Below are 13,539 nucleotides of genomic sequence, written 5' to 3' on the forward strand. Positions count from 1 at the left end.
CTTGCCAGCACCTTTTAGCACCAGCGCTCCGTCAGAAGCGAAGCCTTGAACTATACAACAGAAATCTGCAGAAGATCAAGACAGAGAAGAAAAGTATTTAATTCAATCCACTTCACTTCCCGCTTGCTGCACCGTCCAGCCCCAAAGACTGTGTGATGCAGCAAGCCCGCTAGTATAGCTGGGAAATTAGAGTCTCAGCAAAGTTTTCAATTTTTTTAGTTCTTGCTCCAGCGCATCAACGAACAGTGTCGCCACGTCGCAGCCTGTCTGCTGCTGGATCTCCTGGAAGCAGGTGGGGCTGGTGACGTTGATTTCGGTGATGCATTCACCGATGACGTCGACCCCTGCCAGCAGCAGGCCGCGCTGCTGCAGGATGGGGCCTAGGGCCTCGCCGATTTCCTGATCTCGCGCGCTCAAGGGGCGCGCCACGCCCAGGCCACCGGCTGCCAAGTTGCCACGCACCTCGTTGCCCTGCGGGATGCGTGCCAGGCAGAACGGCACTGGCTTGCCGCCGATGATCAGCACGCGCTTGTCGCCTTCCGCAATCTGCGGCAGGAATTTCTGCACCATGACGCTTTGGTTGCCGCCCTGGTTCAGGGTTTCGATGATGCTGCCCAGGTTCATTCCATTCGGGCCGACACGGAAGATGCCCGTTCCGCCCATTCCGTCGAGCGGCTTGAGGATGATGTCCTGGTGCTCCTCGTGGAAACGGCGGATGTCCTGCGCCTCGCGCGTGATCAAAGTCGGGCCGATGAACTCGGGAAACTCCATGATGGCCAGTTTTTCCGGATGGTCACGCAGCGCCCGGGGCCGGTTGAACACGCGCCCACCTTCGCGCTCGGCCTGCTCCAGCAGATGCGTGGCGTAGAAGTATTCGCTGTCGAACGGCGGGTCCTTGCGCATCAGCACCGCATCGAAGTCGGCCAGCGCTGCATCGCGCGTGCCCCTCACAACGAACCAGTCCCGCTCGTTTCCGGTCAGGGCGATGTCCCGCACCTGCGCGGATACGCGGCCGCCGCGCTCCCAGCGCAGCTGGCGTGGCTCGCAGGCTGCCAAGTCATGGCCGCGGCGCGCGGCCTCGCGCATCATGGCGAAGGTGGTGTCCTTGTAGATCTTGAACTGTTCTAGGGGATCGGCGACGAAAAGCAGTTTCATGCGGCAGTGGGTCAGCAAAAGGTACGTGAATCACGCCAACGCATCAGCGCGGCGCGGCATTGGAAGAGGAAGGCGTGGAAGCCGAGGGGCCTGCAATCCGGCCCCGTCCCAGGTGCTGCACCAGCAGCGCCACGCTGCCGGCGACCACACCCCAGAAGGCTGAGCCGATGCCACCCAGGGTCACGCCGCTGAGCGTGACCAGAAAGGTGATCAATGCGGCCTCGCGATGCGCCTCGCCCTGCAATGCCGTGGCCAGTCCGCTGCCGATCGAGCCCAGCAGCGCCAGTCCGGCAATCGCCACCACCAGTTCGGGGGGGAATGCGGTCAGCAGCCCGGTAACGACAGCACCGAAGATGCCCACCAGCACATACAGCAGCCCGCAGGATGCGGCGGCGGTATAGCGGCGTTCGCGCTGCGGGTGCGCTTCGGGGCCCATGCAGATGGCGGCGGTGATGGCGCTGAAGTTCAGCGCATAGCCGCCAAACGGCGCCAGCACCAGGGTGGCCAGCCCGGTCATGGTGATCAGGCGCGACACCGGCAGCTGGTAGCCGGTGGCGCGCATGACCGCCACCCCGGGCAGGTTCTGCGACGCCATGGTGACAATGAACAGCGGCAGCGCCAGGCTCATGCAGGCCTGCCAGGTGAAGACCGGCGCGGTGAAGACCGGCCGCGCCAGCTCCAGCCGCACCGCCGACCAATGCATCTGCCCGCTGCCGGCCGCCCAGGCGACGCCGGCGGCCAGCGTCAAGACCACGGCATAGCGCGGCAGCAGGCGGCGCGCCAGCAGGTAGGCGCCCAGCATGACCAGCACCAGCGGCAGCGCCGTCTGCAGCGCCGAGAACGCCTGCATGCCGAAGCGCGCCAGCACGCCGGCCAGCAGCGCCGCGGCGATCTCCATGGGAATGCGGTTCATGGCGCGCTCGAACCAGCGCGTGGCCCCGGCCAGGGTGATGAGCAGCGCACAGGCCATGAACGCGCCCACCGCCTCGCCCATGCCAAAGGCGCCGCTGGCGCCCGCCGCTGCCAGCACCGCCGCGCCTGGCGTGGACCAAGCGACCATGACCGGCTGGCGCAGGATGAGCGAGGGCACCAGCGAGCACAGCCCCATGCCCAGTCCCAGTGCCCAGACCCACGACGTGACCTGCGCCGGCGTGGCGCCGAAGGCCTGCGCCGCCTGGAACACCAGCGCCACCGAGCTGGTGAAACCCACCAGCACAGCAACGAAGCCGGCGGTGGCGGCGGACAGACTCAGATCGCGGAAGAAGCGCATGGCGGGCCATTGTGGCACCAGCGGCCAATGCGCGCTGCCGCATTGGCTATCAAAAATGATAGCTACAGGCCCTTTGTCTATATAGGCTGGAGGCAAAAAATACTCAAATCTCGACCACGGAACCCAGTTCCACCACCGCATTGCTCGGCAGGTTCAGGAACTCGGCCGCCGCGGTAGCGCTGTGGTGCATGTGCGCGAACAGCTTTTCGCGCCACGGCGCCAAGCCCGAGCCCAGCGTGGGCGTGACGATGTCGCGCGACAGGAAATAGCTGGTGGTCATCCCGTCCAGCTCGACATTGCGTGCCTGCAGCAGCGACAGCGCTTTGGGCAGGTCCGGGTCATTCTTGAAGCCGTAGTGCACCACCACCTGCCAGCAGTCGCGACCCAGCGGTTCGATCTCCAGACGCCGGTCCATGCCGATCCACGGAACCTGGTGGTTGCGCACCGTGACGAACAGGTTTTGCTGGTGCAGCACCTTGTTGTGCTTGAGGTTGTGCATCAGCGCGTTGGGCACCAGGCCAGGCTGCGCGTTCAGAAACACCGCCGTGCCCTCGACGCGTGCCGGCGGGCTGACGAACACCCCGTCCAGGAACGACTTCAGGTCGATGGAGCCGTCGCGCAGGGACTGTGTGAGCAATTCACGCCCGTCCTTCCAAGTGATCATCAGCACGAACACCGCGCCGCCGATCAGCAGCGGGAACCAGCCGCCCTGGATCAGCTTGAGCAGGTTGGAACTGAAGAACGCCAGGTCGATGGCCAGGAAGAAGCCCGTGGCCGCCGCCGTCAGCGCCAGGGGGTAGCCCCAGCCGTAGCGCACCACGAAGAAAGTGAGCACGGTGGTGATGGTCATGTCCAGCGTCACCGCGATGCCGTAGGCTGCCGCCAGGTTGGACGAGGAGCGGAACAGCACCACCGCCAGCACGATCATGGCGAACAGGCTCCAGTTCACGAACGGCAGGTAGATCTGGCCGGTATCGCGCATGCTGGTGTGGCGGATCTGCAGGCGCGGCAGGTAGCCCAGCTGGATGACCTGCTTGGTCACGCTGAAGGCGCCGGAGATCAGCGCCTGCGAGGCGATCACCGCCGCCAGCGTGGCCATGCCGACCAGCGGCAGGGTCAACCACTCCGGCGCCATCATGAAGAACGGGTTCTTCACCGCCTCCGGGTTGGCCAGCAGCAGCGCGCCCTGGCCGAAGTAGTTCAGGGTGAGTGCCGGCATGACGATGGAGAACCAGGCGATGCGGATCGGCTGGCGCCCGAAGTGGCCCATGTCGGCGTACAGCGCCTCGCCGCCGGTCACGCACAGCACCACGGCCCCCAGGATGATGAAGGTGATGCCGGGGTGCTGCCAGATGAAGCGCAGCGCATGGTGCGGGCTTAAAGCGGCCAGGATCTCCGGGTGGCCGGCGATGTGGTGCACGCCCAGGGCGGCGATGGCGACGAACCACAGCACCATCGCCGGCCCGAAGAATTTGCCGATGCCCGCGGTGCCGTGCTTCTGCACCCAGAACAGTGTCAGCAGGATGAGCAGCGTCAACGGAATGACCGCGCGCCGGAAGCTGGGCGAGACCACGTCCAGCCCCTCCACCGCCGACAGCACCGTGATGGCCGGGGTGATGACGCCATCGCCATAGAACAGGCAGGTGCCGAAGATGCCGATCAGCAGCATCCACTTGCGCAGCTGGGGCGCCTTGTGCTTGACCGAGCGCGAGGCCAGCGCCAGCATCGCCACCAGCCCGCCCTCGCCCTCGTTGTCGGCGCGCAGCACCAGCGTGACGTACTTCAGCGAAACGATGATCGTGAGCGTCCAGAAGACGATGGACAGCACGCCATAGACATTGGCCGGCGTGAACGGCACGTGGCCCGAGCCGAAAACCTCTTTCAGCGTGTACAGCACGCTGGTGCCGATGTCGCCATAGACGACGCCGATGGCGCCCAGGGTCAGGGCCGGAAGGGACGATTTCTGGTGTTGCACGGTGCGTGCCGGTCATGCAGGGCGCGCCATTGTGCGCCGTATGCGCCGCATGTCCACGTCCCTGGGGACGGGGCTGTGGTTGCGGCGCCACCCGGCGGCATCAGTCGTAGACCTCGGCTTGTGGGTCGGTAGCCTCCAGCTCGTAGCTGGCAGCCAGCATCGCCAGGCGCGCCACCACGCCGTACATGTAGAAGCGGTTCGGCGCGCTGGCGCCGGGCCGCGCGCCTGGTTGCGGCAGGTGGTGGCTGCGCTCGAACGCCAGCGGCACGAAGGCGGCGCCGGGGGCGTTCAGGTTCTCGTCATCGCCGCGCTCGGCGTGCATGCGGTAGAAGCCCCCGACCACGTAGCGGTCCATCATATAGACCACCGGCTCGGCCACTGCCTGGTGCACGCGCTCGCGGGTCAGCACGCCTTCCTGCACGATCACGTCGTGGACCGCCTGCCCGTCCTGGGTCAGCGCCAGGCTGTGGCGCGCCTTGCGGCTCAGGCCATCCAGCTCCCTGACGTCGCGCACGGTCATGATGCCCAGGCCATGCGTGCCGTTGTCCGGCTTGACCAGCACGAACGGCTTTTCGTTGATGCCGTATTCCTTGTACTTGCGCCGCACCTTGGTCAGGGTGGCGTCCACCGCGGCGCGCAGGCCTTCCAGACCGGCGTCGGCCTCGAAGTCCACGCCCTCGGCGCGCGTGAACAGCGGGTTGATCAGCCAGGGATCGATGCCCAGCATCTTGCCGAAGCGCTTGGCCACGTCCTCGTAGCACTGGAAGTGGCGGCTCTTCCTGCGCACGCTCCAGCCGGCGTGCAGCGGCGGCAGCAGGTACTGCTCGTACAGCTCCTCCAGGATGCCCGGAGCGCCGGCCGACAGGTCGTTGTTCAGCAAGATGGTGCAGGGGTCGAAGTGCTTCAGCCCCAGACGATGGCGCGTGCGCACCACCGGCTCCAGCACCACCTTGTCGCCGCCGGGCAGCTCGGTGATGGTGGCCTTCTTCAGGTCCGGGCTGACCGAGCCCACCCGCACGTGCAGCCCGGCCATGTTGAAGATGCGCACCAGCTGCGCGATGTTGGCCAGGTGGAAGGTGTTGCCCGAGTGGTTCTCGGGAATGATCAGCAGGTTGCGCGCTTCGGGGCAGATCTTCTCGATGGCCGCCATCGCCGCCTGCACCGCCAGCGGCAGCATCTCGTCGGTCAGGTGATTCCAGCCGCCCGGGAACAGGTTGGTGTCTACCGGCGCCAGCTTGAAGCCGGCATTGCGGATGTCCACCGAGCTGTAGAACGGCGGAGTGTGCTCCATCCACTCCAGGCGGAACCAGCGCTCGATCGCCGGCATGGAGTCCAGGATGCGCTGCTCCAGTTCATTGATCGGCCCGGTGAGCGCGGTGATGAGATGCGGAACCATAAGAGCCCTGGGTTACGGTCGAGCGGGCCATTGTAGGGACGGGCTCCCGCCGCGCCTGTACGCACTATTCCTGTCCTGCGCGGTCTGGCAGCCGAGCCTGTCGGCCTTGTCAGCGACGCCAGAACGCCGGGGTCAGCAGCGCCATGAAGCTCAGGATCTCCAGCCGCCCCAGCAGCATGCCCAGGGTGCAGACCCACAGCTGGAAGTCGGTCAGCACGGCATAGTTGGAACTGGGGCCCAGCAGTCCCAGGCCCGGGCCCGTGCAGTGCACACTGGCCAGCACCGCCGAGAACGCCGTGACCATGTCCAGGTCGGTCAGCAGCAGCACCAGGCTCAGCACGATCACGGTGGCGCCGTATACCAGCATGAAGGCCAGCACCGAGAACACCATGCCGTCGGACACCACCCGCTCGCCCAGGCGCAGCGGCTGCATGGCGCGCGGATGCACGGTGCGCGTCAGCTCGCGCCGCGCCTGCTTGAACAGGATCAGCATGCGCACCATCTTGATGCCGCCGCCCGTGGAGCCGGCGCTGGTGGCGACTCCCGACATCAGCAGCATCAGCACCGGCGCCAGCACCGGCCAGGCCAGGTAATCGGTGGTAGCGAAACCGGTGGTGGTGGCCACCGACACCACGTGGAACAGCCCCATGCGCAATGCCTGCAGCGGCTCGTAGGTGCCCTTGGCCCACAGCAGCAGCGCCACCAACAGTCCGCCGCCGATCAGCGCCCCCAGCGTGGCGCGCATTTCCTCGTCGCGCCAGAAGCTGCGCCAGTGTCCCTTGCGCACCGCCACGAAATACAGCGCGAAGTTGCAGCTGGCCGCCAGCATGAAAACCAGACAGATACCCTCCAGCAACGGCGAGGCAAAGTAGCCGAAGCTGGCGTCGTGCGGCGACAGCCCGCCCAGGCTGACGGTGGCGAACATGTGCATGACCGCGTCCTCAGGCGTCATGCCGCCGGCCCAGAAGGCCAGCGCGCAGGCCAGCGAAAACACCACGTACACGCCCCACAGGCCCTTGGCGGTCTCGGTCATGCGCGGGGTCAGCTTGGTGTCCTTGACCGGGCCGGCGGCCTCGGCCTTGAACAGCTGCGCGCCGCCCATGCCCAGCACCGGCAGGATGGCCACCGCCAGGATCAGGATGCCCATGCCGCCCAGCCACTGCATGAAGGTGCGCCACATGTTCACCGACAGCGGCAGGCCGTCGAGCTGCGACAGCACTGTGGAGCCGGTGGTGGTCAGGCCCGACACCGCCTCGAAATACGCATGCGTGAACGACAGCGGCCGGCCGACGGCGTCCAGAACCAGCAGCAGCGGCAGAGCGGCGAAGAACGGCGTCACCGCCCACACCAGCGACACCAGCAGCACGCCGTGGCGCGGCAGCAGCTCGTCGCGGTGCTCGCGCAGGCCCCACCACAGCAACACGCCCGAGCCCAGGGTCAGGCACATGGCGAGGGCGTACTCGTGCCACAGCCCCTCTTCGGCCCACAGCGACGCGCCCAGCGGCACGCCCAGCGTCAGGGCGAACATCGCCAGCAGGGCACCCAGCACGCGCAGGACGGGCAGCAGGTCGGACATGGACGATCAGGCCGGCAAGGCGGTCAAAAGAAGGTGGCGCTGACGCGGAACAGCCGCTCGACATCGCGTACCAGGCGCTTGTGCGGCAGGAAGAAGACCACGTGGTCGTTGCTCTCGATGACGGTGTTGCTGCGCGGGATGATGACCTGCGGCTCGGCCACCGGCTCCGGCGCCTCGGCGGGCGTCTCGGCATTCGTTTCCGGCAGGCCGCGCACGATCAGGCCCATGTGCACCTCGGGCGGCAGGCGGATCTCCTCCACCCGCCGGCCCACCACGCGCGAGGTCTTGCGGTCGCCGCGCGCCACGATCTCCAGCGCCTCGGCCACGCCGCGGCGCAGGCTGTGCACCGCCTGCACGTCGCCGCGGCGCACGTAGGCCAGCAACTCGCCCAGCATGGCCTGCGCCGGCGACAGCGCGATATCGATCTGCGTGCCGTGCATCAGATCGGCGTAAGAGCGCCGGTTGATCAGCGCCAGCACCCGGCTAGCGCCCATCTTCTTGGCCAGCAGGCAGGCCATGATGTTGTCCTCGTCGTCGTCGGTGACGGCCAGGAACAGGTCCACCTCCTCGATGCCCTCGCCACTGAGCAGGTCCTCGTCGGTGGCGTCGCCCTGCAGCACCAGCACGTCGGGCGGCAGCTCGGCGGCCAGGTGCATGCAGCGCTCGACGTCACCCTCCAGCACCTTGACGTTGAAGCGCTCCTGCAGGCCCAGCTGGCGCGCCAGGCGCAGGCCCACGCGGCCGCCGCCGGCGATCATGATGCGCCGCACCGGCCGCGCCGGCTGCCCGCCGCGGCAGTGCAGCGCCGCCAGGATCTGTGCCACGCGCTCGCGCCCGGCCAGCACGAAGACCTCGTCCAGCGGCTCCACGCGCGTCGCGCCGTCGCAGGGCACGAAGCGGTCGGGCTCGTCCAGGAAGCGCCGGTAGATGGCGACGATGCGCATGGCCACGTCCGGCGCCTTCTCGCGGATGGCGGCGATCTGCAGCCCCACCAGCGGTGCGCCAGCGCGTGCGCGCACCGACACCAGGCAGGCCCGGCCGCCGGCGAACTCGCGCACCTGCAGTGCCTCCGGGTACTCGACCAGCTTGCCGATGTAGCGCGTCAGCGAGTCTTCGGGGCAGATGATGCGGTCCACGCCGAAGCCGTCCTTGCCCAGCAGCTCGGCCCCCTCGTGCTGCGCGAAGCCCGACGAGCGTACGCGCGCGATGCGCGTGGGGATGCTGAACACCACCTGCGCCACCTTGCAGCACACCAGGTTGGTCTCGTCCTGCGCGGCGCAGGCGATCAGCAGGTCGGTGTCGCGCGCGCCGGCCTCGGCCAGCACGGTCGGATCGATGCCGTTGCCGACCACGCCGCGCAGGTCCCAGCGGTCCTGCAGTTCGCGCAGCCGCCGCGCGTCGGTGTCGATGACGGTGATGTCGTTCTTCTCCGACACCAGGCTCTCGGCGACGCTCTGGCCGACACGGCCGGCGCCCAAAATGATGATCTTCATGGCCTGGCCGCGCGCGTCAGCCGCGCACGTCGCCCTCGCCCAGCACCACCCATTTGAGCGAGGTCAGCCCCTCGATGCCCACCGGTCCGCGCGCGTGGAACTTGTCCGTGCTGATGCCAATCTCCGCGCCCAGCCCATACTCGAAGCCGTCGGCGAAGCGCGTGCTGGCATTCACCATGCAGCTGGCCGAGTCCACATCGCGCAGGAACTGCTGCGCGTGCAGGTGGTCGCGCGTGACGATGGCGTCGGTGTGGTGGCTGCCCCAGCGGTTGATGTGCGCGATGGCTTCCTCCAGCCCCGCCACCACCTTCACGCTGATGATCGGCGCCAGGTATTCCTCGCCCCAGTCGGCCTCGGTGGCCTCGGCCAGGTCGGCCCCTGGCACGGCGCGCAGGATCGCCAGCGCCTGGGGGCAGGCGCGCATCTGCACGCCCTTGGCGGCGTAGACGGCGCCGATCTGCGGCAAAAAGGCCTGCGCCACGCCACGCGCCACCAGCAGGCTTTCGGTGGCGTTGCACGGGCTGTACTTGTGCGTCTTGGCGTTGTCGGCGATCTTCACCGCCATGGCGATGTCGCACGGGTCGTCCACATAGGTGTGGCAGTTGCCGTCCAGGTGCTTGATGACCGGCACCTTCGCCTCCACGCTGATGCGCTCGATCAGGCCCTTGCCGCCGCGCGGGATGATCACGTCCACGTACGCGGGCAGGGCGATCAGCTGGCCGACGGCGGCGCGGTCGGTGGTCTGCACCAACTGCACGGCATGTTCGGGCAGGCCGGCCTCGGCCAACGCCTGCGCCACCAGCAGCGCCAGCGCGCGGTTGGAGTCGATGGCCTCCGAGCCGCCGCGCAGGATGGCCGCGTTGCCGCTCTTGATCGACAGGCTGGCGGCCTCGATGGTCACGTTCGGCCGGCTCTCGTAAATCATGCAGAACACGCCGATGGGCACGCGCATGCGCCCGACGCGGATGCCGCTGGGTTGCTGCTGCATGCCCTGCAACTCGCCGATGATGTCCGGCATGGCCGCCAACTGCTCGCAACCCTGGGCGCAGGTCTCCAGCGCCTGGGGGCTGAGCTTCAGGCGATCGACCATCGGCTCGGGCAAACCGGCGGCGCGCGCGCGCTCCAGGTCCAGCGCATTGGCCGCAGCCAGCGCCGGACCGCTATCCCGCAGCAGCCGGGCCAGCGCCCGCAATGCTTTGTTTTTGATAGCTGCCGGCGTACGCGCCATCAGGGCTGAGGCCGCTTTTGCCTGCAATCCGAGGGTGTGGGTGTATTCGGCGATGTTCAGCGCATTCATGGGTGCGATTTTGACGCAATGGCCGGCCTCGCACACCTGTGCGGGCTTGCCGACAGCCATACCAGGGCATCCAGTCCCTGCACCAAGCCATCCACGCGGCGGTTGCGTACGTCCAGCCGCCCTCCGCAGGCGTGGGCCAGGTCGCGGCAGATGGCCAGCCCCAGCCCAGCGCCCCGGGTACGTGCGTCGCCGCTGACGAAGGGGACGAACAGGTCGCGTTCCATCTGTGGCGACAGCCCCGGACCGTCATCGTGCACGACGATGCAGACCTCCTGCACTCCCGGTACCAACCGCAGGCCCAGCGTACCGCCCTCGGCCGTGTAACGCAGGGCGTTGTGCAGCAGGTTCGTGGCGATCTCCCGCACCATCCAGGTGGGTCCCTCCCAGGGACAGGGCACAGCCTCGAATTGGAAGGCGTGGTGGCGCGCGGCCAGCAGGGGCGAGAGTTCCACCGCCACCTCTTCCAGCAGGTCGCGCAGGTCCACACGGTCGATCTGATCGCACGGTACGGCAGCGCGCGCGCGGCTCCAGGTCAGCAGTTGCTGCACCACGCGGCTGGTGCGCTCAATGGTGGCCGACACCTGCTCCAGCGCCTCTTGTTCTGGCACTTCGCGGGCGAGGCCGGCGTGGGCCTGCAGCTTCAGCACCGCCAATGGAGTGCGCAGCTGGTGCGAGGCATCGGCCACGAAACGCTGCTGCGCTGCCTGCGTCTCGCGCGCGCGCTCCAGCAGCCCGTTGAAGGCGCTCACCACGGGCAGCAGTTCCTGCGGCGTCTGCGGCTGCACGGCCACCGGCTCCAGGTCGGTTGCCGTCCGCGCCTCCAGCTGGCGCGCGAACCCGCGCAAGGGCCTCAGCGCCACGGTGGCCACGCACCAGATCAGCACCAACAGCACTGCCAGCAGCAGTGCCTGGCGCCCAAGCGTTTGCCACAGGATCCCACGCGCGATGCGATCGCGATAAGTCGAGGGTTCGCCCACCTGGACCACTACGTAGCGCAAGCCTTCGTGGGTTTCCACCGGCTGCCACAACGCAGCCATACGCACGGGCTCGTCGGCCAGCCGCGTGCCATACAGCGCCAGGCGCACGCCGTAGCGCGGATGCATCGGTGCCAGCCCTACGTAAGGCGCGACCGCGCGCTCGCCAGCGAGGTATTCGCCGTCCAGGTAGCTCACCCGGTAAATCATGCGGCTGCGGGTGTCAACATCGCCGCCGCGGCGTCCCGACAGGCCGGCTTCGTCGCCGTAGAGCTCCAGTGCAGCGTGAGGCAACGTGATCTGCAACGTGCCGCCCTCCAGCCGGATCAGATCGGCCAGCGCATGCGCCGAGGTGACCAGCAGCCGGTCGAAGGCGCGCTGTGCCGTGTCCAGTGCGGCACGGTATGAAGCCCAAGCGTCCACCAGAATGAACAGTGCCACCGGCAGCGCCAACCACAGCAGCAGCCGTTGGCGCACCGAGCGGCCACCGCACAGGTGCTCAGCCATCGCCGTCTGGGCGGGGCTGACGGCTTTCCTGGACCAGGTAGCCCAGGCCGCGCAGCGTGGTGATCTGCACTTGCGTATGCGCCAGCTTCTTGCGCAGGCGGTGGACCACTACCTCCACTGCGTCGGGTTGGCTTGGCGTGTCGGCGCCGAACGCCAGGGCCGTCAGCCGTGCCTTGGTGACGGCGCGCCCCGGCTGTTCCATCAGGCCAGCCAGCAAGGCGCTCTCGCGCGGTGTGAGCTCCAGCGCCTGCTCGCCCCAGTAGAACGCGCCCGCGCTGCGATCCAGCCGCAGCTTGCCGCAGCGCGGCTCGTCCTGCATGCCCGCACGGCGTGCCAGTGCGCGCAGACGTGCCTCCAGCTCGTCCGGATCGAAGGGCTTGGCCAAGTAGTCATCCGCGCCGGCATTGAGCCCGGCAACCCGGTCGCCGACGCCGCCGCGCGCCGTGAGCACCAGCACCGGCAGGGCGTGCCCACGCCCGCGCAAGCGCTGCAGCAGCTGCAATCCGTCCATACCGGGCAGACCCAGATCGAGCACTGCCATATCGAAAAGCTCGCGTTCGAGCAGCTGCAGAGCCGTGGCGCCATCGATGCAATGGGCCGCCTGGAAGCCCCGGCGCGTCAGCAGTCGGGTCAGCGCGCCGCCCAGGTCAAAGTCGTCTTCGACGACGAGCACCTTCATACGTGTGTTTGCGGATTGGGGTTTGTCCGGTCCATTTTTGCAAGGCGATTGAAAGGTGTCTGAAGGTCGCCCGAAAGGATAGCGCCACGGCACAGGTGCTGGCTTCCTATAGTCATCGCTATCTCTGCACCGCCCTCGAGGAACGCCATGCCCACCTTTTCGCTCACACATGCCACCCTGGCCTCGGCCTTGCTGCTGGCTGCTGCTGCCGTCCAGGCCCAGGACGCTTGCCCCCACCGCGGTGACCTGGACACGCAGTTCTGCGACGCCAACCGCGATCTGGTGGCCGACACGCCCACCGACCCCAAGCGCCTGAAGGACCCGGGCACGCTGGTCTTCGCCTTCACGCCGGTAGAAGACCCGGCCATCTACGAAAAGCTGTTCCGGCCGTTCATGGGCCACCTGTCGCAGTGCGTGGGCAAGAAGGTGGTGTTCTTCCCGGTGCAGTCCAACGCCGCGCAAATCGAGGCCATGCGCTCGGGCCGGCTGCACATCGCCGCGTTCTCGCCCGGACCGGTGAACTTCGCCGTGAACCTCTCGGGCGCCGTACCGTTCGCCATCCGCGGCAACGAGCAGGGCCCCGTGGGGATGCACCTGAAAATGATCGTGCGCAAGGACAGCGCCTACCAGAAGCTGGAAGACCTCAAGGGCAAGCGCGTCGCGCACACCTCGCCCTCGTCTAATTCCGGCAACCTGGCTCCGCGCGCCCTGTTCCCCAAGATCGGCCTGACGCCCGACACCGACTACAAGGTGGTCTATTCCGGCAAACACGACCAGTCCATACTGGGCGTGAAGACCGGCGACTACGACGCCGCGCCGGTGGCCAGCGATGTGCTGCAGCACATGACCGAGCGCGGCGTGGTCAAGCCCGATGACTTCCGCGTGCTCTACACCAGCGAGATGTTCCCGACGGACGCCTATGCGTACGCCTACAACCTGGTGCCCGAGCTGCAGTCCAAGATCAAGCAGTGCTTCTTTGACTACAAGGTGCCGCCGGAGATGGCCAAGGGCCTGGGCGGCGACCGCTTCCTGCCCATCACCTACCAGAAGGACTGGGAGCTGGTGCGCACGGTGGCCGCTTCAGCCGGCGAGCTGTTCACACGCGAGGCCTTCGACAAGGCCGCCGCTGGCAAGAAGTAAATTTTTTCCGTCACCGCTGCCACTGCCTGCGCGGGCCCGCGCCCTGGTGCGCTGGCCCGCGTGGCCTTTGGCGGGCA

General features: G+C 67.6%; 10 protein-coding genes. 1 reads left to right on the top strand and 9 read right to left on the bottom strand.

The genetic code is table 11. The features are described from left to right. Positions 1-186: 186 nt before the first annotated feature. From gshB to BLQ61_RS02845, 9 genes are all read right to left on the bottom strand, one after another. Positions 187-1,155 (bottom strand): glutathione synthase, encoded by a 969-nt coding sequence (gshB, locus tag BLQ61_RS02805; RefSeq protein WP_091566511.1) that lies wholly within the window; start codon positions 1,153-1,155, stop codon positions 187-189. A 43-nt stretch (positions 1,156-1,198) separates the two neighbouring features. Next, positions 1,199-2,425, bottom strand: a complete 1,227-nt coding sequence (locus BLQ61_RS02810; protein WP_091566513.1) for a benzoate/H(+) symporter BenE family transporter — start codon at positions 2,423-2,425, stop codon at positions 1,199-1,201. Positions 2,426-2,528: 103 nt separating this feature from the next. After that, positions 2,529-4,400 (bottom strand): potassium transporter Kup, encoded by a 1,872-nt coding sequence (locus tag BLQ61_RS02815; RefSeq protein WP_091566515.1) that lies wholly within the window; start codon positions 4,398-4,400, stop codon positions 2,529-2,531. Between the two features lie 100 nt (positions 4,401-4,500). Further along, a complete protein-coding gene (gene gshA / locus BLQ61_RS02820) occupies positions 4,501-5,796 on the bottom strand; it encodes a glutamate--cysteine ligase (protein WP_091566517.1) in 1,296 nt (431 codons plus the stop codon). Between the two features lie 109 nt (positions 5,797-5,905). Next, a complete protein-coding gene (locus BLQ61_RS02825) occupies positions 5,906-7,372 on the bottom strand; it encodes a TrkH family potassium uptake protein (RefSeq protein WP_091566519.1) in 1,467 nt (488 codons plus the stop codon). Between the two features lie 23 nt (positions 7,373-7,395). Continuing rightward, on the bottom strand, positions 7,396-8,865 hold the full coding sequence (trkA, locus tag BLQ61_RS02830) for a Trk system potassium transporter TrkA (RefSeq protein ID WP_091566521.1): 1,470 nt from the start codon (positions 8,863-8,865) through the stop codon (positions 7,396-7,398). A 16-nt stretch (positions 8,866-8,881) separates the two neighbouring features. After that, positions 8,882-10,162, bottom strand: coding sequence for a glutamate-5-semialdehyde dehydrogenase (locus BLQ61_RS02835; RefSeq protein WP_091566523.1), 1,281 nt, complete (start codon positions 10,160-10,162; stop codon positions 8,882-8,884). Then, positions 10,159-11,643, bottom strand: coding sequence for a sensor histidine kinase (locus BLQ61_RS02840; protein WP_091566525.1), 1,485 nt, complete (start codon positions 11,641-11,643; stop codon positions 10,159-10,161). The genes BLQ61_RS02835 and BLQ61_RS02840 overlap by 4 nt, the downstream gene beginning before the upstream one ends. After that, positions 11,636-12,322, bottom strand: a complete 687-nt coding sequence (locus BLQ61_RS02845; protein ID WP_091566527.1) for a response regulator transcription factor — start codon at positions 12,320-12,322, stop codon at positions 11,636-11,638. The genes BLQ61_RS02840 and BLQ61_RS02845 overlap by 8 nt, the downstream gene beginning before the upstream one ends. 147 nt (positions 12,323-12,469) lie before the next feature. On the opposite strand from BLQ61_RS02845, the gene phnD reads away from it, so the two are divergent. Continuing rightward, on the top strand, positions 12,470-13,462 hold the full coding sequence (gene phnD / locus BLQ61_RS02850; RefSeq protein ID WP_091566529.1) for a phosphate/phosphite/phosphonate ABC transporter substrate-binding protein: 993 nt from the start codon (positions 12,470-12,472) through the stop codon (positions 13,460-13,462). Positions 13,463-13,539: the final 77 nt, after the last annotated feature.

The sequence above is a fragment of the Oryzisolibacter propanilivorax genome (assembly GCF_900103645.1).
GTDB lineage: Bacteria > Pseudomonadota > Gammaproteobacteria > Burkholderiales > Burkholderiaceae_C > Melaminivora > Melaminivora propanilivorax.

Coding starts and splice junctions, on each gene's coding strand:
- gshB (WP_091566511.1), bottom strand. CDS start 1,155: ATGAAACTGCTTTTCGTCGCCGATCCCCTAGAACAGTTCAAGATCTAC.
- BLQ61_RS02810 (WP_091566513.1), bottom strand. CDS start 2,425: ATGCGCTTCTTCCGCGATCTGAGTCTGTCCGCCGCCACCGCCGGCTTC.
- gshA (WP_091566517.1), bottom strand. CDS start 5,796: ATGGTTCCGCATCTCATCACCGCGCTCACCGGGCCGATCAATGAACTG.
- BLQ61_RS02825 (WP_091566519.1), bottom strand. CDS start 7,372: ATGTCCGACCTGCTGCCCGTCCTGCGCGTGCTGGGTGCCCTGCTGGCG.
- trkA (WP_091566521.1), bottom strand. CDS start 8,865: ATGAAGATCATCATTTTGGGCGCCGGCCGTGTCGGCCAGAGCGTCGCC.
- BLQ61_RS02835 (WP_091566523.1), bottom strand. CDS start 10,162: ATGAATGCGCTGAACATCGCCGAATACACCCACACCCTCGGATTGCAG.
- BLQ61_RS02840 (WP_091566525.1), bottom strand. CDS start 11,643: ATGGCTGAGCACCTGTGCGGTGGCCGCTCGGTGCGCCAACGGCTGCTG.
- BLQ61_RS02845 (WP_091566527.1), bottom strand. CDS start 12,322: ATGAAGGTGCTCGTCGTCGAAGACGACTTTGACCTGGGCGGCGCGCTG.
- phnD (WP_091566529.1), top strand. CDS start 12,470: ATGCCCACCTTTTCGCTCACACATGCCACCCTGGCCTCGGCCTTGCTG.